Raw genomic sequence first — 21,694 nt, forward strand, 5'->3', positions numbered from 1 at the left:
GATTGTTTGGCCTGGCTTATTAGAATTCTAAAGTTTACCCAGATATCGCCGATACCATCTATGAGGGTCAGGAAATTCCCTATAGTGCATGCGGAAAACCTGGCAACTCGACTGCTGAAAATACGAATATGAGAGTGATGTTTTGTTAAAGCCGGTCGACAGCGCTTTTGGCCGACTATCCTTCCCTTTAAAGCCGCAACGCTATCGGCGGTACTCTCGGTACACAGGAGGTAGTACGAATGAAGCTCATGAAAAACATGAAGATAGGCACCAAGGTACTCGGTCTGGTGGCGCTCATGCTCGCCTTCATGATGATCATAGCCGCTTTTGGTGTCGTGAAGTTGAAAGGGATTGGGGGGGAGATCGCGGGGATTGACAAGCAGGACATCCCTCTCACCGAGGCGATTAATGAAGTAGGAAGTATTCAGAAGGATGAAATGGTCCTCTTCCATCGGGCGGTCCGACTTGGAACAAACAACCAGCAGGTTGAGCTGAAAAAGGTGGAGGAAGAGTTCGGGAAAAAGTCCCAGGAGTTTGATGTGGTCCTGAAAAAGGCGGAGCAGGTGGTGCAACAAGCCCTCAAGGAAACGGCTGGAAATACCGCTGCCCAGAAAGAGTTCACCGAAACGGCTGAACGCCTGAAGCTGATCGAGAAAGAATACAACGATTTCGAGAAAGTCACTCAGGAGCTCTTCACTATTCTCGATGCCGGCAAGTTCGGAGCGGTGGCTGAACTGGAGCACCGTGTGGAAAAGGAGGGACGTGACCTTGAGCAGGTGATCGACTCGTTCCTGAAAAATGTCGAGAAGTTCACCAACGACGCCGTCGCCACTGCGGAGAAGGATGAGCAGATGGCTGTCAAGGCGATGATCGGGTTGAGCCTTGTGGCGCTGGTACTGGGGCTTGGGATCGGAATATTCATCAGCCGGGCCATCACACTGCCCTTGAAGCAGGGGGTTGATGTGGCCACCAGGCTTGCCGTCGGCGACCTCACCATGATTATCGACGTCACCAGCAAGGATGAAACCGGGCAGCTCCTTGAGGCAATGGCGAACATGGTGGAGAAGCTGAAAATCGTCGTGGCCGATGTGAAATCGGCCTCCGATAACGTGGCAAGCGGCAGCCAGGAGCTTTCCTCCAGCAGCGAGGAGATGAGCCAGGGGGCAACGGAGCAGGCTGCGGCGGCTGAAGAGGCGTCGTCCAGCATGGAGCAGATGAGCTCCAATATCCGTCAGAATGCCGACAATGCCCAGCAGACCGAAAAAATCGCCCTCAAGAGTGCCACCGACGCCAAGGAGGGGGGCAGGGCGGTAAGCCAGACCGTGAATGCCATGAAGGAGATCGCCGGGAAGATATCCATCATCGAGGAGATCGCCCGCCAGACGAACCTGTTGGCACTGAACGCGGCCATCGAGGCGGCCCGGGCCGGCGAGCACGGCAAGGGGTTCGCGGTTGTGGCGGCCGAGGTGAGAAAGCTTGCCGAGCGGAGCCAGAAGGCAGCGGGCGAGATCAGCGAGCTGTCGGCCACGAGCGTCGACGTGGCGGAGAAGGCGGGCGAGATGCTGGAGCGCCTGGTTCCCGACATCCAGCGGACCGCGGAACTGGTGCAGGAGATCAGCGCGGCGTGCAAGGAGCAGGACACCGGCGCCGAACAGATCAACAAGGCGATCCAGCAGCTCGACACCGTCATCCAGCAGAACGCCTCGGCCAGCGAAGAGATGGCCTCAACCTCAGAGGAACTTGCCTCCCAGGCCGAGCAGTTACAGGCGACCATCGGCTTCTTCAAGGTTGACGGCAGCGTGGTTTCGGGAATGGGCGCAAATACCAGGAAGCCCCATGCTCACAAGGTGGAGGTGAAGCACATCGCTTCCCGCAGTGCCAACGGCTATCACGCTCCTGAGAAGTTCAAGAAGGCAGCGAACACAGGCGTCGATCTCGATCTCGGCTCCGACCACGACAACCTGGACCAGGAATTCGAAAAATTCTGAGTCGGTCAGGAGTCATGCACGCAAAAAATCAGCCCTTCCCGTGTTATTCGGGAGGGGCTGTTTTGTTAAACGCCGTTTGTATTTTTTTGAATTGTTAGTCGTTCCATATCAATTCGGTGGTAAATGTTTAATGATACCGAATTGTTATCTTTTAGTATGATGTTTATTAAATATTAGTATTTTTCTATTAAAGTTTATTTTTTTATTGCCGATCTGCTTAAGTGAGGGTCGGGAAATTCCTGGTCCTTCCGCGAAATACCTGGTGTCCATGTGCTGTATGTCTGATTTTCGAGGGAGGAAATGTTATGAAACTGGGTGATCTGAAGATTGGCAGTCGGCTTGGTTTGGGGTTTGGCGTTACGCTTTTGCTGCTGTGTGTGCTGACCTGGTTGGGGATAGGCGGCATGGGCACCATCGACGAGAACCTTGAACGGATCGTTAATGTCAACTATGCGAAGATCAAGCTGGCCAATGACGTTACGACGGAGATCAGCGGCCTCATTGAACAGATCGAGCTGATGATGGTGAGGGACCAAGCGGCCAGGGTCGAGGCGAAGGAGATCGTTGGAAAACACCGGGCCTCGTACCAGGAGGCCATGGCGAAGCTGGAGAAGCTGGAGACCACCGACAAGGGGAAGGAACTGATCGCCGCTGCCAAGGGGGCCATCGACGTGGCCCGCAAGGCCAACAACGACGTGATCGAGATGGCCGTCTCCGGCAGGACCGCCGAGGCCGTTGCCACGTTCAACCGGGAGGCGTATCCCCTGGATATGAAGATCAAGGGTGCGTTCAGCACGCTGGTTCGCTATCAGGAGGAGCGGATGGCACAGCGGCACACCGAGGCCCAGGCGGCCTATGCCGATGCGCGCTTCTTCATGCTCGTGGTGGCGGGGGTGGCGATTGTTATCGGCGTTGCGGTTGCATTTTTCATTGCCCGAGGGATTACCCGTCCGCTCAATGTTGCGGTTGGGGTTGCCGACCGCCTTGCCAAAGGTGACCTGACCGTGGCGATCGAGTCGACGGGCAAGGATGAGACCGGAGCTCTTCTCTCGGCCATGCGGAACATGGTCGAGAAGCTGACAGCAGTGGTTGTCGATGTGAAGAGCGCCGCCGACAACGTGGCCTCGGGGAGCCAGGAGCTGTCGTCCAGCAGCGAGGAGATGAGCCAGGGGGCCACGGAGCAGGCAGCCGCGGCAGAAGAGGCGTCGAGCAGCATGGAGCAGATGTCTTCCAATGTTCGCCAAAACGCCGACAACGCCACCCAGACCGAAAAGATCGCGGTCAAGAGCGCCGATGACGCAAAGCAAGGGGGCAAAGCCGTTGCCGAAACGGTCCATGCCATGAAGGAGATTGCGGGAAAGATTTCCATTATCGAAGAAATAGCCCGCCAGACGAATCTTCTGGCCCTGAACGCAGCCATCGAAGCGGCGCGGGCAGGGGAGCACGGCAAGGGGTTCGCTGTGGTTGCCGCCGAGGTGCGGAAGTTGGCCGAACGGAGTCAGCATGCGGCGGCGGAGATCAGCGAACTTTCGTCCACGAGCGTTCAGGTGGCCGAAGCGGCCGGGGAGATGCTGACCCGCATGGTTCCCGACATCCAGCGGACCGCGGAACTGGTGCAGGAGATCAGCGCGGCGTGCAAGGAGCAGGACACCGGCGCGGAACAGATCAACCGGGCGATCCAGCAACTGGACCAGGTGATCCAGCAGAACGCCGGCGCCAGCGAGGAGATGGCCTCGACGTCGGAAGAACTTGCGAGCCAGGCAGAGCAGCTCCAGTCAACCATCGCCTTCTTCCGGATCGGCGAGGAGGCCACGGTCCGCAACGCTCCTTCGGCAAGTGTCCGCCGTCCCGCTCCCATCAAGAAAATCCCCGCGGGACAGCCGGAAATCGCCCACGCCAATGGCTATGCCAACGGCTATCGCAAGCCGGCTCGGGTGGCGGCGGGCGGTGTTGTCCTCGATCTGGAGAGTGACAGCGACGGACTCGATGCAGGGTTCGAGCGATTCTGAAGAACTCTCGGATACCAGGAAGGCGTCGCGATGGAACGCGGCGCCTTCTCCTCCTATTTCGTTGAACTGATCAGGTAATTCCTGAACTGCTAAAGAATTTTCATGGTCTGTCGATATATATTCTATAGAGGCAAAGGTTCAGGGGAGCGAACCGCCTGTGCCCGGACCCGAAGAAAAACCCCCATGAGGAGGTTACCATGAGCGTTGCCGCAATAACGGAAACCCGACAGTATCTGACCTTCAAGCTGGCAGAGGAGGTCTTTGCCGTAGATGTGGCGAAGGTGCGAGAAATCCTTGAGTTCACATCCATTACGAAAGTCCCCCAGACCCCTGATTTCATGCGCGGGGTCATCAATCTACGGGGGAGCGTGGTGCCGGTTATGGACATGCGGCTCAAGTTCGGCATGCCCGTGACGGAGAAAACCGTCAATACCTGCATCATTGTCGTGGAAGTGAACCACGAGGGCGAGACCATCATTATCGGCGCCCTGGCCGACTCGGTGCAGGAGGTCTTCGAGTTGGAACCCGAGCAGATCGAGCCGTCTCCCCGGATCGGGACCAAGCTCAACACCGACTTCATTCTGGGGATGGGGAAACATGATGGGCAGTTCATCATGATCCTCGACATCGACCGTACCTTCACCAGCGATGAGATTGCCACTGCCGGCGTCGTGGCGGGAGAGGCGGCCTGACTACTCGAATGTTGACAGAAGCCACTGACAGTCGAAACCTCCCGGCGGCCATGAGCGACCGGGAGTTCTCGCGATTCGCCGAGTTCATCTATGACCAGTGCGGCATCAAGATGCCGCCGGCCAAGAAGACGATGCTGGAGGCGCGGCTCCAGAAACGACTCAGGGTGTTGGGCCTGAGGGGGTTTCAGGACTACGCCGATTTCATCTTCAGCCGCGAGGGGGCAGGGCTGGAGCTCGTCCACCTCATTGACGTGGTCACCACCAACAAGACCGATTTTTTCCGCGAGCCGGCCCATTTCGACTATCTGGTGGGAAAGGCCCTCCCTGACCTGGCGGAATCGCGGGGGATCGGTTTCCGCAAAGGGCTCTCCCTCTGGAGCGCGGGATGTTCCAGCGGCGAGGAGCCCTATACCCTTGCCATGGTCCTTGCGGAATTCGCCGAGCAGAACCAGGGGTTTTCCTACAGCATTCTTGCGACCGACATCTGCACCACCGTCCTTGACAAGGCAAAGCTGGCCATCTATGAGGAGGAGCGGGTCGAGCCGGTCTCCCTCCCCCTCAAGCGGAAGTATCTTCTCCGGGGGAAGGACGGCCAGAAGGGGCTCGTGCGAATCGCACCCGAGCTTCGCAACCGCATCAGGTTCCGCCGGCTCAATTTCATGGACGACGATTTCGGCCTGCGGGAACCCATGGACATCATCTTCTGCCGCAATGTCATCATCTACTTCGACAAGCGGACCCAGGAGCGGCTTCTCAACAAGTTCTGCCGCCATCTGATCCCCGGTGGCTACCTCTTCATGGGTCACTCTGAAACCCTGTCGGGGCTCGATGTCCCCCTGGTTCAGGTGGCCTCAACCATCTACCGGAAACCGCCATGACAGCCATTGCGCCCGACCTTCCAAAGGTGTATCTGAAACCGGGAGAGTTGCACTTTGCCGCAACCCCCGCTGTAGTGACCACGGTCCTCGGCTCGTGCATATCGGTCACCATGTTCGATCGCCTCAGTGGTACCGCCGCCATCTGTCATGCGTTGCTTCCGGAGGGGCCGCGGTCCGATGCCTTCCGTTACGTCGATTCCTCCATTCTTCACATGCTCGAAATGTTTGCGGCCCATGGTGTCAACCGGCAACGCCTCGAAGTGAAGGTTTTCGGCGGCGCCGATATGCTCGGCGCAGGGGGAAGCAGGGTGGGCGTGGGAAGGCGCAACGTGGAGATAGCGATGCAGGTCCTGGCCGCCGAAGGGCTGTCAGTGGCTTCGCGGGACGTGGGGGGGACGAGGGGACGGAAGCTCTTTTTCGTGGCCCACACCGGCGAAGTCTTCCTGAAGCGTCTCCGCCGGGGCGGTGGAATAAACGGGGCGTGAAAACTCCATAACCAGGGAACGCCATGAAGAAAATCAAGGTGCTCATCGTTGACGATTCGGCTGTAGTCCGGCAGACCATGGCCGACATCCTCGCCTCGGACCCCCATATCGAGGTCATGGCGCCGGCGGCCGATCCCTTCATCGCCGCGGAGCGGATGCGGGAGCAGGTCCCCGATGTCATCACCCTCGACGTCGAGATGCCGCGCATGGATGGCATCACCTTCCTCAAGAAGATCATGAGCCAGCACCCCATCCCGGTGGTCATGTGCTCGACCCTCACCGAGAGCGGTTCGGAAACGGCCCTCAAGGCCCTGGAATACGGGGCGGTGGAGATCATCCAGAAACCGAAGCTCGGCACCAAGCAGTTCCTGGAGGAGTCGCGGGTCAGGATCTGCGACGCGGTGAAGGCGGCGAGCCAGGCCAGGCTCCGCAAGATCACGCCGCGTACCGGCAAGGAGATTGCTCCCAAGCTCTCCGCCGATGTGATCCTGGAAAAGCCGGGCTCAAAGGCCATGATCCAGACCACCGAGAAGGTGGTGGTCGTGGGGGCTTCCACCGGCGGCACCGAGGCGCTGCGGGTCTTCCTTGAAGCGCTCCCGGCGGATTCCCCTCCTATCGTCATCGTGCAGCACATGCCCGAGGGATTCACCCGGGCCTTTGCCCAGCGGCTCGACGGCATCTGCCGCATCACGGTGAAGGAGGCGGCCGACAACGACACGGTCATGCGGGGGAGGGCCCTCATCGCCCCCGGCAACCGGCACACGCTCCTCAAGCGGAGCGGCGCCCGTTACTACGTGGAGATCAAGGACGGGCCGCTGGTCTCCCGCCACCGCCCCTCCGTCGACGTCCTGTTCCGCTCGGCGGCCCGCTATGCCGGGAAAAACGCCGTGGGGGTCATCATGACCGGCATGGGGGACGACGGCGCCAGCGGCATGAAGGAGATGAGGGATGCCGGCGCTGTCACCATCGCCCAGGACGAAGCCACCTGCGTTGTTTTCGGCATGCCCAACGAGGCCATCAAGCGGGGTGGTGCCGACCGGGTGATCCCCCTGGATGCCATTGCCCGGGAAGTGCTGCGGCTGTGCGGGTAGGAATGGCGAGGGAGCGAGATAGTTAGGGAGCACGGGAGTAAAAAAACTATTTCGCTATCTCGCTACTTGCTATCTTGCTACTTGCTGCCGCCTGGTAGTATGCTGGTTGCCGCATTGACGTTGCATTATCCTCGCGCGGAGTTTGTTCATGGCAGAAGAAAAGTTTTTCCTCGGCCGCCAGCCGATTCTCGACCGTGAGCAGAAGCTCTACGGTTTCGAGCTCCTCTTCCGTTCGGCCGATACCCTCCACGCCAATGTCACCGATTATCTCCAGGCCAGCGCCAGCGTCATCTTCGATGCCCTCTCCAGTTTCGGCCTCCGTGAAATCCTCGGCAAGCACAAGGGGTTCATCAACGTCAATGCCGATGTCCTCATGAGCGAGGCCCTCGAACTCCTACCCCCTGAAAAGGTGGTCATCGAGCTTCTGGAGCACGTTCCCATAACCGACACGGTCATATCCCGCTGCCGCGAGCTGAAGGAGAAGGGATTTTCGATCGCCCTTGACGACCATGTCTACGCGCCGGTCTACGAACCCCTCTACGAGATAGTTGATGTCATCAAGGTTGATCTCATGCGTACCGGCATGGAGCGGTTGCGAACCGAACTGGAGACCTTCAGGCACTGGCAGCCGAAACTTTTGGCCGAGAAGGTGGAGACCGTCGAGCAGTACGAGCAGTGCGAGTCCCTCGGTTTCACCTACTTCCAGGGGTACTACTTCGCCCGCCCGGTTGTGCTGACCCGTACCCGCGTCGACGTGGGGCGCCTCGCCATCATCAAGCTCTTCAACCAGCTCGTGGCCGAGGTTGATATCGACGAGCTGGAAAATACCTTCAAGCAGAACCCGAACCTGATCATCAACCTCCTCCGGCTGGTGAACTCCGTTTCCGTGGGACTCAAGAGCAGGATCACCAGCATGCGCCATGCGATCATGGTGCTTGGCTACCACCAGCTGCGCCGTTGGGCCATGATGGCGCTTTTCGCCAATACCGCCCAGGCGGTTGGCGATAACCCGCTTCTGGTTATGGCGGCAACCAGGGCTCGCCTCATGGAACTCATCATCTCGGAGCAGCCCACCGCACTCCTTGACCGCGAATATCCCGACCGGGCCTTCATGACCGGTATTCTCTCCCTTGCCGACGCCCTGCTCAAAATGCCCATCGAGGAAGTGGTGGCCCCCCTCAACCTGAACGAGGACGTCCGGCAGGCACTGCTGGGCCGGGACGGGGAGCTGGGCATCCTCCTCCAGCTTGTGGAAAAGATCGAGAGGGACGATTTCGACGAGATCTCGCCTCTCATCGCACGCTTCAGCCTCTCCATGGCGAACCTTGCCCCTGTCCAGCTGGCAGCCTGCAACTGGGTCAACGGCATGGATGACGCCGTCTGATCGGGTCATTACCCCTCCATCCTTGACTTTCCGTCGGCATACCTTCATACTGCCGGTTTGTTCATGGGGCAAATCCCCGTGAAGGCATCCGTTTTTTCGGGAGATTTTCCATGAAGCCTCTGTTTCTCAATCCCCCCACCTATGAAGATTTCGACGGCGGCGCCGGCGCCCGCTACCAGGCATCCCGGGAGGTGACCTCCTTCTGGTACCCCACCTGGCTCTGTTTTCCCGCCGGGATGATCGACGGCTCCCGGGTGGTGGACGCCCCGGTGCAACGCTTCACCATCGACGACTGCCTGGCCATTGCCCGTGATTTCGACATGGTGGTGATGTACACCTCCACGCCGACCCTGGCCCTCGACATCGCCACCGCTCGCCGCGTCAAGGAGCAGAAGCCGGCCACGGTTACGGTCCTCACGGGACCCCACGTTTCCGTTCTCCCCGAGGAGACCCTGCGCCAGGGTGAAGGGATCATTGACATCGTCTGCCGCGGCGAGTTCGACTACACCACCAAGGAACTCTGCGAGGGGCGCGAGTGGGAAAAGGTCGACGGGATCAGCTTCTGGAAGGACGGGAAGATCCACCACACCCCGGACCGTCCGCCGATCCAGGACCTGGACGCGCTCCCCTTCGTGGCGCCGGTCTACAAGCGGGATCTTCCCATTGCGGAATACGTCATCCCCCACTTCAAGAACCCCTACGTCTCCATCTACTCCAGCCGCGGTTGCCCCTCCAAGTGCATCTACTGCCTCTGGCCCCAGACCTTCTCCGGCCGGGCCATGCGGACCCGCTCCCCCCAGAACGTCTACGAAGAGGTGAAGTGGATCGTCGACAATATCCCCGAGATGCGGGAGCTTTCGTTTGACGACGACACCTTTACCGCCGACCGCAAGCACGCCCGCGAGGTGGCCGCCAAGCTGAAGCCCCTGGGGATTTCCTGGACCATCAATGCCCGGGCCAACTGCGACTACGAAACCCTCAAGATCATGCGCGAGGCGGGGCTTCGCCACGTGGTGGTGGGGTACGAGACCGGCAACGAGCAGATCCTGAAGAACATCAAGAAGGGGGTCACCAAGGAGCAGGCCATCGAGTTCACGAGAAACTGCAAGAAGCTCGGCCTCTCCGTCCACGGCGCCTTCATCATGGGGCTCCCCGGCGAGACCCGCGACACCATCCGCGAGACCATCGAGTACGCCAAGGCCCTGGACCTCAACTCCATCCAGGCGTCCCTGGCGTCCCCCTATCCCGGCACCGAGTTCTGGGATCTCTGCCGGCAGGAGGGTTGGATCGCCTCCGAGTCCTATATCGACGACACTGGCCACCAGATGTGCGTCATCAACTATCCCCACCTCTCCAACAAGGAGATCTTCGACGCGGTGGAGCTTTTCTACAACAAGTTCTACTTCCGCCCCAAGTACATCGGCCGCAGCATCATGAAGATGATCGTGGACGGCGAGGAGCGGAAGAAGCTCCTGAAGGAAGGGAAGCAGTACCTGGAGTACATGCGGAAGCGGAAAGCTGCCGGATCATCCTGCTGACGGCCGCCATCCCATGAAAGAACTCATCATCAATGCCGACGACTTTGGCCTCTCCGACGGCGTCAACAAAGCGGTCATCAAGGCCTGGCAGGAGGGGATCCTCACCTCCGCCTCGCTCATGGTCGGGGCGGATGCCTTCCACGAGGCGGTGCACCTGGCCAAGGCCAACCCGGGGCTCCAGGTGGGGCTCCATCTCACCCTCGTCCAGGGTCGTGCCGTGGGGGAGCATCCCAAATTCCCCCGGATCTGCGACGCCAAAGGGCTTTTCACCGACGATCCGGTCCATGCGGGGATGCGCTACTATTTCATCAAACCGTTCCGCAAGCAACTCCACCGGGAGATCGAGGCCCAGATCGAGCGCTTCCTCCAGACCGGCATTCCCCTGTCTCACATCGACGGCCACCTGAACATCCACATGCACCCGGTGGTCTTCGATATCCTCTGCGAGCTCATGCCCAAGTACGGCATCACCACCTTCCGCCTCAGCCGGGAGGACCTCCGATCGAACCTTGCCATCGACTGCTCCCGGCTCTTCGGCAAGGCAACGGACGCCTTCATCTTCTCGAAGCTTGCCAATCGCTGCCGTCCCGTCCTGGATCGGTTCGGCATCGGCTACACTCGGGAGGTGAAGGGGCTCCTCAGCTCGGGGCGGATGACCGAGTCGTACCTCCTCAAGGCCCTGGAAACGCTGGAGGAGGGGGCCACCGAGATCTACTTCCACCCCGGGTGCCTCCCCTGCGCCGAGATCACCCGGCGCATGCCCGACTACCGGCATGAGGAGGAACTGGCGGCCCTCACGAGCCATCGGGTGAAGGGGCGCCTGAAGGATCTGGGCATCGGGCTCAAAAACTACCGGGGCGAGGTCAAGACGTATGCTTAAAACGTTTATCATCATGCTTATGGCCGTCTCTGCCGGCACCATCGGCGACATCCTCCTCGCCAAGGGGATGAAGGAGATGGGGGATATCTCGGCCATGAACCTGCGTGGGATCCTCAATGTGGCCATCCAGGCCCTTACTACGCCGAAGCTGATCATCGGCACCGCCATGCTGGCGATCTTCTTCTTCCTCTGGCTGGCGGTCCTCTCCTGGGAAGACCTCTCCGTGGCCCTCCCCATGCAGGCCCTCAACTACGTCCTCGTGGCGTTCCTCTCCCAGTGGTTCCTCGGCGAAACGGTCTCTCCCCTTCGGTGGACCGGCACCATCCTGGTCTGCGTCGGCGTCATGCTCATCACCAAGAGCGGAGCCCATTGACAGACGGGAATCGGGAAACCGTGTCCAGGGACCGGAAAGAAAAAAAGGGAGCCAATCACGGTTCCCTTTTTTCATTTGGCACGGTGCGATGCCTATTTCTTCGACTGAATCTCCTTGACCGCCTTCTCGAATAGCTCGGGGTTGAACCCCTTCAGCACTTTCTTGTCGTCACCGATGACGATGACAGGAACCCCCTGGCTCTTGTACTTTTTGGTCAGTTCGTCCATGGCCTTCTCGTCCAGCTCCACGTCCTTGTTGATGAAGGGGATGTTGTTCCGCGTGAAGTATTCCTTCGCCTCCTTGCAGTGGGGGCACCAGGCGACCGAGTAAAGGACGACCTTCGGGTAGGCCTGCTGTTTCGTTGCCGTTGCGTCGACTTTGCTCTGGCCGGCGGCCGGCGTTTCCGCCGCCTGGCCTGGTGCCGCAGCCAGGACGACCATGAGAAGGAGGATCAGGGCTGATATTTTCTTCATGACTCGGTTCTCCTTTGCTGTACAATTGGGCTGTCGTCTTTCCTGACTATACCGGAGAGACGCGCCAAGTCAAATGTCCACGGGGAACAGCACCATGAGCGCACGTACACGTATCCGGAGCGCCCAGGCCGGCGAAGGGCTGGGGAATGAGATAATGGTAAAAGGGTGGGTGAGGACCATCCGGGCCGGGAAAGAGGTTGCCTTCCTGGCCCTGAACGACGGCTCCTGCTTCGCCAATCTCCAGGTGGTGGCCGAGCCGCGGCTCGCTAATTTTGCCGATATCTGCGCCATCGGCACCGGAGCCGCCGTGGCGGTCCGGGGACGCCTCGTGGATTCGCCGGCCAGCGGCCAGCGCTACGAGCTCCACGCAGAGGAGGTGGAGGTGATCGGCCCCGCCGACGAGAGCTATCCCCTCCAGAAGAAGCGCCATACCTTCGAGTACCTGCGGAGCATCGCCCACCTGCGCCCCCGCTCCAACACCTTCGGAGCCGTATTCCGGGTCCGCTCCTCCGTGGCCCAGGCGGTGCACCGTTTCTTTGCCGAGCGCGGATTCCTCTATGTCCACACCCCCATCATCACCACCAGTGACTGCGAGGGGGCCGGGGAGATGTTCCGGGTTACCACCCTTGATCCGGCCGCTCCACCGCTTCTTGAGGGGGACGTGGACTTCAGCCGCGACTTCTTCGCCGCCCAGGCGGGGCTCACCGTGAGCGGCCAACTGGAAGGGGAGCTCTTCGCCCAGGCCTTCAGCGATATTTATACCTTTGGCCCCACCTTCCGGGCCGAGAACTCCAACACCCCCCGCCACGCCGCCGAGTTCTGGATGATCGAGCCCGAGATGGCCTTTGCCGACCTCATGGCCGACGCGGCCCTGGCCGAGGAGTTCTTCCGTTACCTCTGCCGCCATGTCCTCGACACCTGCGGCGAGGATATGGCGTTCTTCAACGACCACATCGACAAGGGGCTCATGGCCCGGGTGGAGCAGGTGGCCAACTCCTCCTTCGCTATCATGGAGTACGGCGAGGCCATAGAGCGCCTGAAGAGGGCAACCGTGACATTCGAATACCCCGTGGAGTGGGGGCTCGATCTCCAGACCGAGCACGAGCGCTATCTCACCGAGCAGGTGGTGGGGGGGCCGGTCTTTGTTATCAACTACCCCAAGCACATCAAGGCCTTTTACATGCGGGTGAACGACGACGACAAGACCGTGGCCGCCATGGACCTCCTCGTCCCCAAGGTGGGGGAGATCATCGGCGGAAGCCAGCGGGAAGAGCGGCTCCCTGTCCTCGAAGGGCGCATGGCCGAGGTGGGGGTCAATCCCGAGGGGCTCTGGTGGTATCTCGACTCCCGCCGCTGGGGCTCCACCCCCCACGCCGGTTTCGGTCTCGGCTTCGAGCGGCTCATCATGTACCTCACCGGCATGGAGAATATCCGGGACGTCATCCCGTTCCCCCGCACTCCCCGCCACGCGGAGTTTTAAAAACGAAAAAATCCTCGTTTTTGTTTTTGGAGCATGCACATGTTCGTCTTCTCCGCCCGCTTCCACATCTTCCTCCCGACCGATTCCCTCAAGGGGAAGCGGGGGATCGTGAAGAGCCTTATCGCCCGGGCGCGGCAGAACTTCAATGTCGCCGCCGCCGAGGTGGATCTCCAGGATGTCCACGGCGAGACGGTCATTGCCTTCGTGACTGTGGGCGGAGACCGCGCCCGGGTCCGGCATCTCCTGGACCGGGTCGAAGAGTGGATCGCCGAGGAGCGGCCCGATGTGGAGGTCGTTGCATCTCTCATCGAGGAATGCTGAAACTGGACAAAGAGGATCATATTTATCTTTTTTGTCTTGACCTTTGCCGGATACGTGATAAGTTTATGTCCGTGCCCCGCGGCACCGGAAGATATTTCACGATCCCCAAGGAGGAAGAGTCATGGCCTATGAAGCTAAGGATTACGCGAAACTGCTCGGTATGGAGGGATTCAGCGAGGCGCTCCTGAAAAACCATTTCACCCTGTACCAGGGTTATGTTACCAACACCAACAAGGTGCTCGACATTCTCGACGGGATGCTCAAGGCCGGCAACACCGCGGCCCCCGAGTACGCGGAGCTCAAGCGCCGCCTGGGGTGGGAGTTCAACGGCATGCGGCTCCACGAGTTCTACTTCGAGAACCTGGGGGGGAAGGGGGGCGTCGACCAGGCCGGGAAGCTGGCCGCCAAAATGGCCGCCGATTTCGGGAACGTCGAGGCGTGGGAGAAGGACTTCCGGGCCACCGGCGCCATGCGCGGCATCGGCTGGGCGGTTCTCTATCAGGATTTGGCCTCGGGCCGCCTGATGAACTTCTGGATCAACGAGCATGACGTGGCCCATCCGGCCGGTTGCGCGCCGATCCTGATCATGGACGTGTTCGAGCATGCCTTCATGCTCGACTACGGGCTCAAGCGGGCCGACTACATCGAGGCGTTCTTCAGGAACATCGACTGGAAGGCTGCCGAGGCTCGGTTGAAGTAACCAGGCACAATACGGGATGTAACGTGGGGGCAATTCATGGATTGCCCCTACGCCGTTTTCAGGGAGGAAAATTATGAGAGCACTCATCATCAGCGCCGACCAGTTCGAGGACTCCGAACTTCTCGCCCCCTACTACCGCCTGCTGGAGGAGGGGATCCCGGTGGACATCGCATCCATCCACCGGGGAACCATCACGGGGAAGCACGGCTACGAGGTGCAGGCGGACAAGTCGCTTCCGGAGGTGAAGCCCGAAGGGTATGCCCTCCTTGTCCTTCCGGGCGGGAAGGCGCCGGCTGCCGTCCGGAAAGAACCCGCTGCCCTGGAGATCTGCCGCAGCTTCTTTGCCCATAACAAGCCCGTTGCCGCCATCTGCCATGGCCCCCAGATCCTTATCAGTGCCGGTCTCCTGTCGGGACGGCGGGCCACCTGCTACCAGTCCGTCGCCGACGAAATGAGGCAGGCAGGTGCCCTCTACGAGGACAGCGAGGTGGTGGTGGACGGCAACCTGATCACCTCACGGCAGCCGTCGGACATCCCCGCCTTCATGCGTGAGCTCATGAAGAAGCTCAAGGGATAGGATGTTCTGTTCGGGCCGACACTTTACAGGAAAGCCGGAAGGGAGTCCGTCCCGACCGGCTTTTTTGTGGCCTCTTCCCCTCTTCACACCATGGGTTACTAATGCTATGCTCTCACGTCATTGCCGCGTAGTAAACTTTCACACGAATCCTCCCCGGAGAACTCTATGGCCAACGAAGACCTGGGAAAGCTGAAGATCGACAAGGGCGCCCTTGCCCGTTCGGGAGGCCGGCGCCGGCCGCGCTTCTGGATTGTGGCAGCTGTGGCGGTGGTTGTGCTCCTGATCCTCTTCGTGAGCGGCGTCCTTTCGCCGGCGGTAACCGTGGAAACGGGCACCGTGACCCAGGTCTACCCATCCCAGGCATACACGCTCCTGAACGCCAGCGGTTATGTGGCGGCCCAGCGCAAGGCCGCCGTGGCCGCCAAGGTGACCGGTCGGCTTGACTGGCTGGGGGTGGAGGAGGGGAGCCGCGTGAAACAGGGAGAAATCCTCGCCCGCCTGGAAAACCTCGATGCCGCAGCAGCCAGGGATCAGGCCGCCGCCACCGTGAAAACTTCCCGGGCGAGCCTCGACCAGGCCAAGGCCGAGCTCACCGATGCTACCCTGGCCTTTGAGCGGGAGAAACAACTCCTGAAGGAGGGGATTGTCGCCAAGGCAGAGTACGATTCCGCCGAGGCCCGCTACCGCCGGGCAAAGGCGGCCGTGACCGGGGCCAACGCCTCCATAGCCGCTTCAGAGGCGGCCCTCAGGGGGGCCGAGGTGAATCTGGAATACTCCTTCATCCGTGCTCCCTTCGACGCCGTGGTCCTCACCAAAAACGCCGATATCGGCGATATCGTCACCCCCATCGGTGCCGCCGCCAACGCCAAGGCCGCCGTAGTCACCATTGCCGACCTCGGCTCCCTCCAGGTGGAGGCCGATGTCTCCGAATCGAACCTGGAGACGGTAAAGGTCGGGCAACCGTGCGAGATACAGCTGGATGCCCTTCCCGAAGTGCGCTTTAAGGGGAGGGTCCACATGGTGGTCCCTACCGCCGACCGCTCCAAGGCGACAGTGCTCGTGAAGGTCCGCTTCGAGAAGCTCGACCCGCGGATACTGCCGGAGATGAGCGCCAAGGTTGCGTTTCTGGGGCGCCCCGTGGCGCCGGGCGAGGAAAAGCCCAAGACGGCGGTGAACCCCGCTGCGGTAGTGGAGCGGGGAGGGCGGAAGGTGCTCTTTCTCGTGAAGGGTGGCCGGGTGGCGGAAGTGCCCGTTAGCGTGGGCGCGAAGATCGGCGAGATGCTGGAGATAACCGCCGGCGCCAAGCCGGGTGACAAGATCGCCATCAAGCCCCTCGATAAGCTCAAGGACGGGACGAAGATCAAGACGGCGGAGAAGTAGATGGCAGAAACCACCCCTCCCATCGTTGCCGTGCGCAACCTCTCCAAGTCGTACCGGCGGGGGCAGCAGACCGTGCCGGTGCTCCAGGACATCTCCTTCGACATCGCGCCGGGGGAGTTCCTGGCCCTCATGGGACCGTCGGGGTCGGGGAAGAGCACGCTCCTGAACCTCATCGCCGGCATCGACAAGGCCGACAGCGGCACCATCACCATTGGCGGGGTGGAGATCAGCACCCTCCCCGAGGCGGAGCTGGCCACCTGGCGGGCCGGCAACGTGGGGTTCATCTTCCAGTTCTACAACCTGATCCCGGTGCTGACCGCCTTCGAGAACGTGGAGTTGCCGCTCCTCCTCACGGGGCTCACCCGCCGGGAGCGGCGGGAGCATGTGGAGACGGTCCTCTCCCTGGTGGGGCTCGCCGACCGGATGGACCACTACCCCTCCCAGCTCTCGGGGGGGCAGCAGCAGCGGGTCGCCATTGCCCGGGCCATGGTCACCGACCCGGAGATCCTCGTGGCCGACGAGCCCACCGGCGACCTGGACCGGGTCTCGGCCGGGGAGATCCTCGCGCTCATGGAGCGGCTTGTCAGCGGTTTCGGCAAAACCATCATCATGGTCACCCACGATCCCCGGGCCGCCGAGCAGGCCCACCGGCTCCTCCACCTGGAGAAGGGGGAGCTGACCGACGGGGCGGGGTAGACCGTGTTCATTCTCAAGCTCCTCATACGCAACGCCTTCCGCCACAAGCTCCGGACCATCCTCACCATAGTGGGGGTGGCCATCGCCATCGTGGCCTTCGGCCTGCTGAGGACCCTGGTGGATCTCTGGTACGCGGGGGTGGAGGCGTCGTCGGCCTCCCGCCTCATCACCCGCAATGCCATATCCCTCGTCTTTCCCCTTCCCATCTCGTACAAGGACCGGATCCGCCAGGTGCCGGGGGTGAAGGACGTCTCCTGGGGGAACTGGTTCGGCGGTATCTATAAGGACGAGAAGAACTTTTTCCCCAACTTCGCCGTCGAACCCAAGAGCTACCTGGCCATGTACCCGGAGTACGTCATCGACCCCACTCAGGTAAAGGCCTTTGCCCTTGACCGCAAGGGGTGCATCGTGGGGCGAAAGACCGCCGAGCGCTTCGGCTGGAAGGTGGGGGATCAGGTGACGCTGCGGGGGACCATCTTCCCCGGCCAGTGGGACTTCGTGATCCGGGGGATTTACCGGGGTGCCCAGAAGAACACCGACGAGACCCAGCTCTTCTTCCACTGGGACTACCTGAACGAAACCGTCAAGAAGACCATTGCCCGCCGGGCCGACCAGGTGGGGTTCTACATGATCTCCCTCACCAAGCCGGAACAGGCGGCGGAGGTCTCCCTGGCGATTGATGCCATCTTCAAGAACTCCTTGGCCGAGACCCTGACCGAGACCGAGAAGGCGTTCCAGATGGGTTTTGTCTCCATGACCGAGGCGATCCTGATTGCCATTCAGATCGTCTCCTACGTGGTGATCGTCATCATCATGGTGGTGGCGGCCAATACCATGGCCATGACCGCCCGGGAGCGGATCGCCGAGTACGCCACCCTGAAGACCCTCGGCTTCGGGGCGATCCACATCGCGGGGGTGGTCTTCGGCGAATCCATCGTCATCGCCATGATCGGCGGGATTGCCGGGGTTGCCTGCACCTTTCCGGCGGCCCACTGGATCGAGACGGAACTCTCCCAGTTCTTCCCGGTCTTCTCCATTGCCCCGCAAACCATCGTGATGGACCTGGCCGCCGCCCTCGTGGTGGGAGTCGTGGCGGGAATCTTCCCCACCTGGCGAGGGGCGACCATTGGAATAGCGGATGGCCTGCGGAGGATAGGGTAGATGGGTATCCCCTACTCTTACAGCTTCCGCAACCTCTGGACCCGGCGTCTGACCACGGTCCTCACCGCCTCGGGCATGGCGCTGGTTGTCTTTGTCTTTGCGGCAACCCTCATGCTGGCCGAGGGGCTCCGGAAGACCCTGGTGGATACCGGTTCCTACGACAATGTGGTGGTGATCCGCAAGTCGGCCCAGACCGAGGTGCAGAGCGGCATCGACCGTTCCCAGGCGGCGGTGGTGGAAACCCAGCCCGAGATCGCGGTGGAGGGGGGAGAGCGTCTCGTCGCCAAGGAAATCGTGGTCCTCATCAGCCTTCCCAAGCGGGGGAGCGGCAAGCCCTCCAACGTCATTATCCGGGGGGTAAGTGCCACATCGCTCCTCATGCGCCCCCAGGTGAAGGTCATCGAGGGGCGGATGCCGCGCCCCGGCTCGGCCGAGATCATGGCCGGGGCCAGCATTGCCAAGCGCTTCAAGGGGGGTGGCATCGGCGAGACCCTGCGCTTCGGCATGCGGGACTGGACCGTGGTGGGGATCTTCGACGCCGGCAACACCGGCTTCTCGTCGGAGATTTGGGGCGACGCGGACCAGCTCATGCAGGCCTTCCGCCGGCCGGTCTACTCGTCCATCATCTTCAAGCTGCGGGACCCGTCGGAGTTCGCCAGGGTGAAGGAGCGGATCGAGGGCGACCCGCGCCTGACCCTGGAAGCGAAGCGGGAGATCACCTTCTACGCCGATCAGTCCCAGGCCATGGCCAAGTTTCTCCGGATTCTTGGGATAACCCTCACCATCATTTTTTCTCTCGGGGCGGTCATCGGCGCCATGATCACCATGTACGCCGCCGTGGCCAACCGGGTCACCGAGATCGGCACCCTGCGGGCCCTGGGCTTTCAGCGGGGGAGCATTCTGGCCGCATTCATCCTGGAGTCGCTCTTCCTGGGGCTCCTGGGCGGGGTGGTGGGGCTCTTCTTCGCTTCGTTCATGCAACTGGTCACCATCTCCACCATGAACTGGCAGACCTTTTCGGAGCTGGCTTTCACCTTCTCCCTCACCCCCGGCATCATCGGCAAGTCGCTTATCTTTTCCCTCGTCATGGGTTTTGTGGGGGGACTGCTGCCGGCCTTCCGGGCGGCGCGGATGAATATCGTGGATGCGCTGCGGGCGACGTAGCGTTTTTCTGCTGTTCGGAGAGTGGTTTTGGGGGGGTCAGAGCCCCAGGGCGTTCTGGGTCTCTGCCAGGTAGGTACGCACGGCGCCGGAACTGACGAGGGAAAGCACTCGGTCCGCCATCTCCCGCGCCGTGCGGAGATCCACGGAGCGGATGGCCTGCTTGACCACCGGGATGGAGGGGGCCGACAGGCTCAGTTCGCGGATGCCCATTCCCACCAGGAGGATGGCCATGACCGGGTCGGCGGCCATCTCGCCGCATACCGACACCGGCTTTCCGGTCGCCAGGGCCACGTCCACCACCCGTTTGATGGAGTGGAGGACCGCCGGCTGGCAGGAGTCATAGTATCGGCGCACCTTCGGGTTGTTCCGGTCGGCCGCCATGGTGTACTGGATCAGATCGTTGGTGCCGATGCTGAAGAAGTCGACCTCGTTCACGAGGATGTGGGCGGTCTGCACGGCAGCTGGCAGTTCCACCATGATTCCGAAGCTGATATCGGGGTCGAAGGTCTGCCCTTCGTGGGCCAGTTCCTCGCGCACCTCCCCGAGGATCTTTTTGATCTGCCAGATCTCGGCGATGCTCGACACCATGGGGAACATTATCCTGGCCTTGCCGTGGAGCGAGGCCAGGAGGATCCCCGCCAACTGGACCCGGAAGATGTCCTCCCGCTCCAAAGACACCCGGATGGAGCGCCATCCCATGAAGGGGTTGTCCTCCGCTGCCATGGGGAAGTAGGGAAGCGTCTTGTCCCCCCCGATGTCGAGGGTGCGGATGGTGACCGGATGGGGAGCGAAGCCTTCCAGCACCTTGCGGTAGAGTCCGACGAGCTCGCTGCGGGTCGGAAAGGCGGAGCGGGTCATGTACGGAAACTCGGTCCGGTAGAGTCCCACCCCCTCGGCACCATTGGCGAGGGCCACCCGGATGTCGCTCAAGAGGCCGATATTGGCCTTGAGCGCCACGTCCACGCCGTCCCGGGTCACCGCCGGCAGGTCCCGCAACCCCTCAAGCTCCCGCCTCCTGACCCCGAAGTCGATTTCCAGCCGCTCGTACTCACCCTTTATCTTTTCGCTCGGGTTGATGTAGATGCGTCCCGAGTTGCCGTCGACGATCACTTCATCCCGCAGCCCCAGTTTCTGGAGTATTCCCTCCACCCCCACCACGGCCGGTATGCCGAGGGACTTGGCCATGATGGCGGCGTGGGAGTTGAGATCCCCCTTTTCGGTGACGATCCCCAAGAGCTTCTCGTGGTCGAGGGTGGCCATGTCCGAGGGAAGTATCTCGTGGGCTGCGAGGATCCGCTTCTCCCGCAGCCTGAGCCGCGCATGGCCCGAACCGTCCAGGAAGGCGATGATCCTGCGCCGGATATCCTCCATGTCGGCAGAGCGCTCCTTGAGATAAGGGTCCTCCATCCGGGAGAAGGCGCTCACGTAATGGGCCACCACCTCATTCACGGCCCGTACCGCACCGTAATCCTCCTCGATCAGGTCGTGGACCTTGGCGATGAACCCACGATCTTCCAGGATCATCAGGTGGGTGTGGAAGATGGCGGCATCCTCCTTGGAAAGGAGTTCGGCTACCCTTTTTTCCATGCAGATGGTTTCTATCTTCGCCTTTTCGAGGGCGGTCTGGAATCGGCTTCGCTCCTCGGGGCGCGGCCGCACCGTCGCCACTCCCATCCCGTCATGTTCGTCCCGGCGGTCGATGATGACGGCCCTGCCCCGGGAGAAACCCGCTGAAACCGGCGTCCCCATCAGCAGGAGCGAACGTTTTTCCCGCTTGCGCTTGTCACCGGATGGTTCCGCTCCCGCCGGCGCCCCGATGGCCTTGAATTTTTCCAGTTCCCGTTCGAGCCGCTCCCGTTCCGCCTCCTTCAGGCGGATGGAATCCAGGAGCTTGGCGTTGATGACGATGCTGGAGATCTGGTAGGCGATGGTGGTGAGGGTGCTCACCTCCTCCTGCTGGAAGGTGCGCGATTCCCTGGTCTGGATGACGATGACCCCCATGGGGGACTCCCGCAGCATGAGGGGGATGCCGAGGAAGGAGTTGAACCGTTCTTCGCGGGTTTCGGGGAAATACTTGTAGCGGGGGTGGAGCGGCGCGTTGTCGGCGGTGACCATGCCTTTGGTCTCGATTACCAGACCGGCGAGACCTTCGGAGGTCTGCATGGTGATCTTGCCGACGGAGCTTTTCGAAAGCCCCTTGCTGGCCGCGAGACGGAGGGTCTTGCCGTCATCTTCCAGCAGGTAGATGGAGCAGACATCGGTGCCGATCCGTTTTGCAACCAGATGGACGATGTTGTCGAGGGTGTCGGGGAGGTCGTGGGATTTGAGGATGAGGGTGCTGATATCCTCCAGTGTCCGCAGACCGGTCGTCTCCAGTTGTTCTTCGGCCATGTAGATGCCCTTGACGATAAAGTGACTTAATTA

The 21,694-nt window shown here is 61.2% G+C and carries 20 protein-coding genes; 18 read left to right on the plus strand and 2 right to left on the minus strand.

Annotated features, from left to right (window positions below; all coding sequences use genetic code 11):
• Positions 1–239: 239 nt before the first annotated feature.
• The 10 genes from KJB29_RS11655 (at position 240) to KJB29_RS11700 (ending at position 11,318) form a co-directional block, all read left to right on the plus strand.
• Positions 240–1,988 carry a methyl-accepting chemotaxis protein gene (locus KJB29_RS11655; RefSeq protein ID WP_215734726.1) on the plus strand — a complete coding sequence of 583 codons (1,749 nt, stop codon included), beginning with the start codon at positions 240–242 and terminating at the stop codon, positions 1,986–1,988.
• A 305-nt stretch (positions 1,989–2,293) separates the two neighbouring features.
• The gene (locus KJB29_RS11660; protein ID WP_215734727.1) at positions 2,294–3,997 is read left to right on the plus strand and encodes a methyl-accepting chemotaxis protein; all 1,704 of its coding nucleotides are present in this window, start codon (positions 2,294–2,296) and stop codon (positions 3,995–3,997) included.
• 197 nt (positions 3,998–4,194) lie between these two features.
• A complete protein-coding gene (locus KJB29_RS11665) occupies positions 4,195–4,689 on the plus strand; it encodes a chemotaxis protein CheW (RefSeq protein WP_215734728.1) in 495 nt (164 codons plus the stop codon).
• An 8-nt stretch (positions 4,690–4,697) separates the two neighbouring features.
• Positions 4,698–5,567 (plus strand): CheR family methyltransferase, encoded by an 870-nt coding sequence (locus KJB29_RS11670; RefSeq protein ID WP_215734729.1) that lies wholly within the window; start codon positions 4,698–4,700, stop codon positions 5,565–5,567.
• Positions 5,564–6,052, plus strand: coding sequence for a chemotaxis protein CheD (locus KJB29_RS11675; protein WP_215734730.1), 489 nt, complete (start codon positions 5,564–5,566; stop codon positions 6,050–6,052). The genes KJB29_RS11670 and KJB29_RS11675 overlap by 4 nt, the downstream gene beginning before the upstream one ends.
• Positions 6,053–6,075: 23 nt before the next feature.
• Positions 6,076–7,143, plus strand: a complete 1,068-nt coding sequence (locus KJB29_RS11680) for a protein-glutamate methylesterase/protein-glutamine glutaminase (RefSeq protein ID WP_215734731.1) — start codon at positions 6,076–6,078, stop codon at positions 7,141–7,143.
• Positions 7,144–7,291: 148 nt separating this feature from the next.
• Positions 7,292–8,527, plus strand: coding sequence for an EAL and HDOD domain-containing protein (locus KJB29_RS11685; protein ID WP_215734732.1), 1,236 nt, complete (start codon positions 7,292–7,294; stop codon positions 8,525–8,527).
• Positions 8,528–8,637: 110 nt separating this feature from the next.
• Complete coding sequence (gene hpnJ, locus KJB29_RS11690; RefSeq protein WP_215734733.1) at positions 8,638–10,065, plus strand: hopanoid biosynthesis associated radical SAM protein HpnJ; 1,428 nt, start codon at positions 8,638–8,640, stop codon at positions 10,063–10,065.
• 13 nt (positions 10,066–10,078) lie between these two features.
• Positions 10,079–10,945: a hopanoid biosynthesis-associated protein HpnK gene (hpnK, locus tag KJB29_RS11695; protein WP_215734734.1), complete on the plus strand. Its 867-nt coding sequence runs from the start codon at positions 10,079–10,081 to the stop codon at positions 10,943–10,945.
• Entirely contained in the window at positions 10,938–11,318 is a 381-nt protein-coding gene (locus KJB29_RS11700; RefSeq protein WP_215734735.1) for an EamA family transporter, read from the plus strand. The genes hpnK and KJB29_RS11700 overlap by 8 nt, the downstream gene beginning before the upstream one ends.
• A 92-nt stretch (positions 11,319–11,410) precedes the next feature.
• Here KJB29_RS11700 and KJB29_RS11705 read toward each other — a convergent pair whose 3' ends face one another.
• The gene (locus tag KJB29_RS11705; RefSeq protein ID WP_215734736.1) at positions 11,411–11,791 is read right to left on the minus strand and encodes a glutaredoxin domain-containing protein; all 381 of its coding nucleotides are present in this window, start codon (positions 11,789–11,791) and stop codon (positions 11,411–11,413) included.
• 94 nt (positions 11,792–11,885) lie between these two features.
• On the opposite strand from KJB29_RS11705, the gene asnS reads away from it, so the two are divergent.
• From asnS to KJB29_RS11745, 8 genes are all read left to right on the plus strand, one after another.
• Positions 11,886–13,271 (plus strand): asparagine--tRNA ligase, encoded by a 1,386-nt coding sequence (gene asnS, locus KJB29_RS11710; protein WP_215734737.1) that lies wholly within the window; start codon positions 11,886–11,888, stop codon positions 13,269–13,271.
• Between the two features lie 39 nt (positions 13,272–13,310).
• Complete coding sequence (locus KJB29_RS11715; protein WP_004512489.1) at positions 13,311–13,592, plus strand: DUF503 domain-containing protein; 282 nt, start codon at positions 13,311–13,313, stop codon at positions 13,590–13,592.
• Positions 13,593–13,713: 121 nt separating this feature from the next.
• Positions 13,714–14,292, plus strand: a complete 579-nt coding sequence (locus KJB29_RS11720) for a superoxide dismutase (protein WP_215734738.1) — start codon at positions 13,714–13,716, stop codon at positions 14,290–14,292.
• A 73-nt stretch (positions 14,293–14,365) separates the two neighbouring features.
• Positions 14,366–14,869, plus strand: a complete 504-nt coding sequence (locus tag KJB29_RS11725) for a type 1 glutamine amidotransferase domain-containing protein (RefSeq protein ID WP_215734739.1) — start codon at positions 14,366–14,368, stop codon at positions 14,867–14,869.
• A gap of 165 nt (positions 14,870–15,034) precedes the next feature.
• On the plus strand, positions 15,035–16,249 hold the full coding sequence (locus KJB29_RS11730; RefSeq protein ID WP_215734740.1) for an efflux RND transporter periplasmic adaptor subunit: 1,215 nt from the start codon (positions 15,035–15,037) through the stop codon (positions 16,247–16,249).
• Positions 16,250–16,945, plus strand: coding sequence for an ABC transporter ATP-binding protein (locus KJB29_RS11735; protein ID WP_215734741.1), 696 nt, complete (start codon positions 16,250–16,252; stop codon positions 16,943–16,945). It abuts the gene before it with no gap.
• 3 nt (positions 16,946–16,948) lie between these two features.
• The gene (locus KJB29_RS11740; RefSeq protein ID WP_215734742.1) at positions 16,949–18,106 is read left to right on the plus strand and encodes an ABC transporter permease; all 1,158 of its coding nucleotides are present in this window, start codon (positions 16,949–16,951) and stop codon (positions 18,104–18,106) included.
• Positions 18,107–19,270, plus strand: coding sequence for an ABC transporter permease (locus tag KJB29_RS11745; protein WP_215734743.1), 1,164 nt, complete (start codon positions 18,107–18,109; stop codon positions 19,268–19,270). It begins immediately after the preceding gene.
• A gap of 36 nt (positions 19,271–19,306) precedes the next feature.
• Here the strand turns inward: KJB29_RS11745 and ptsP are convergent, their stop codons facing one another.
• Positions 19,307–21,661 (minus strand): phosphoenolpyruvate--protein phosphotransferase, encoded by a 2,355-nt coding sequence (ptsP, locus tag KJB29_RS11750; protein ID WP_215734744.1) that lies wholly within the window; start codon positions 21,659–21,661, stop codon positions 19,307–19,309.
• Positions 21,662–21,694: the final 33 nt, after the last annotated feature.

Origin of the sequence: Geobacter grbiciae (assembly GCF_018531165.1) — a bacterium.
GTDB lineage: Bacteria > Desulfobacterota > Desulfuromonadia > Geobacterales > Geobacteraceae > Geobacter > Geobacter metallireducens.

Coding starts and splice junctions, on each gene's coding strand:
- KJB29_RS11720 (WP_215734738.1), top strand. CDS start 13,714: ATGGCCTATGAAGCTAAGGATTACGCGAAACTGCTCGGTATGGAGGGA.
- hpnK (WP_215734734.1), top strand. CDS start 10,079: ATGAAAGAACTCATCATCAATGCCGACGACTTTGGCCTCTCCGACGGC.
- KJB29_RS11735 (WP_215734741.1), top strand. CDS start 16,250: ATGGCAGAAACCACCCCTCCCATCGTTGCCGTGCGCAACCTCTCCAAG.
- KJB29_RS11660 (WP_215734727.1), top strand. CDS start 2,294: ATGAAACTGGGTGATCTGAAGATTGGCAGTCGGCTTGGTTTGGGGTTT.
- KJB29_RS11680 (WP_215734731.1), top strand. CDS start 6,076: ATGAAGAAAATCAAGGTGCTCATCGTTGACGATTCGGCTGTAGTCCGG.
- KJB29_RS11730 (WP_215734740.1), top strand. CDS start 15,035: ATGGCCAACGAAGACCTGGGAAAGCTGAAGATCGACAAGGGCGCCCTT.
- asnS (WP_215734737.1), top strand. CDS start 11,886: ATGAGCGCACGTACACGTATCCGGAGCGCCCAGGCCGGCGAAGGGCTG.
- hpnJ (WP_215734733.1), top strand. CDS start 8,638: ATGAAGCCTCTGTTTCTCAATCCCCCCACCTATGAAGATTTCGACGGC.
- KJB29_RS11725 (WP_215734739.1), top strand. CDS start 14,366: ATGAGAGCACTCATCATCAGCGCCGACCAGTTCGAGGACTCCGAACTT.
- KJB29_RS11655 (WP_215734726.1), top strand. CDS start 240: ATGAAGCTCATGAAAAACATGAAGATAGGCACCAAGGTACTCGGTCTG.
- KJB29_RS11665 (WP_215734728.1), top strand. CDS start 4,195: ATGAGCGTTGCCGCAATAACGGAAACCCGACAGTATCTGACCTTCAAG.
- KJB29_RS11675 (WP_215734730.1), top strand. CDS start 5,564: ATGACAGCCATTGCGCCCGACCTTCCAAAGGTGTATCTGAAACCGGGA.
- KJB29_RS11685 (WP_215734732.1), top strand. CDS start 7,292: ATGGCAGAAGAAAAGTTTTTCCTCGGCCGCCAGCCGATTCTCGACCGT.
- ptsP (WP_215734744.1), bottom strand. CDS start 21,661: ATGGCCGAAGAACAACTGGAGACGACCGGTCTGCGGACACTGGAGGAT.
- KJB29_RS11715 (WP_004512489.1), top strand. CDS start 13,311: ATGTTCGTCTTCTCCGCCCGCTTCCACATCTTCCTCCCGACCGATTCC.
- KJB29_RS11670 (WP_215734729.1), top strand. CDS start 4,698: ATGTTGACAGAAGCCACTGACAGTCGAAACCTCCCGGCGGCCATGAGC.
- KJB29_RS11705 (WP_215734736.1), bottom strand. CDS start 11,791: ATGAAGAAAATATCAGCCCTGATCCTCCTTCTCATGGTCGTCCTGGCT.
- KJB29_RS11745 (WP_215734743.1), top strand. CDS start 18,107: ATGGGTATCCCCTACTCTTACAGCTTCCGCAACCTCTGGACCCGGCGT.
- KJB29_RS11700 (WP_215734735.1), top strand. CDS start 10,938: ATGCTTAAAACGTTTATCATCATGCTTATGGCCGTCTCTGCCGGCACC.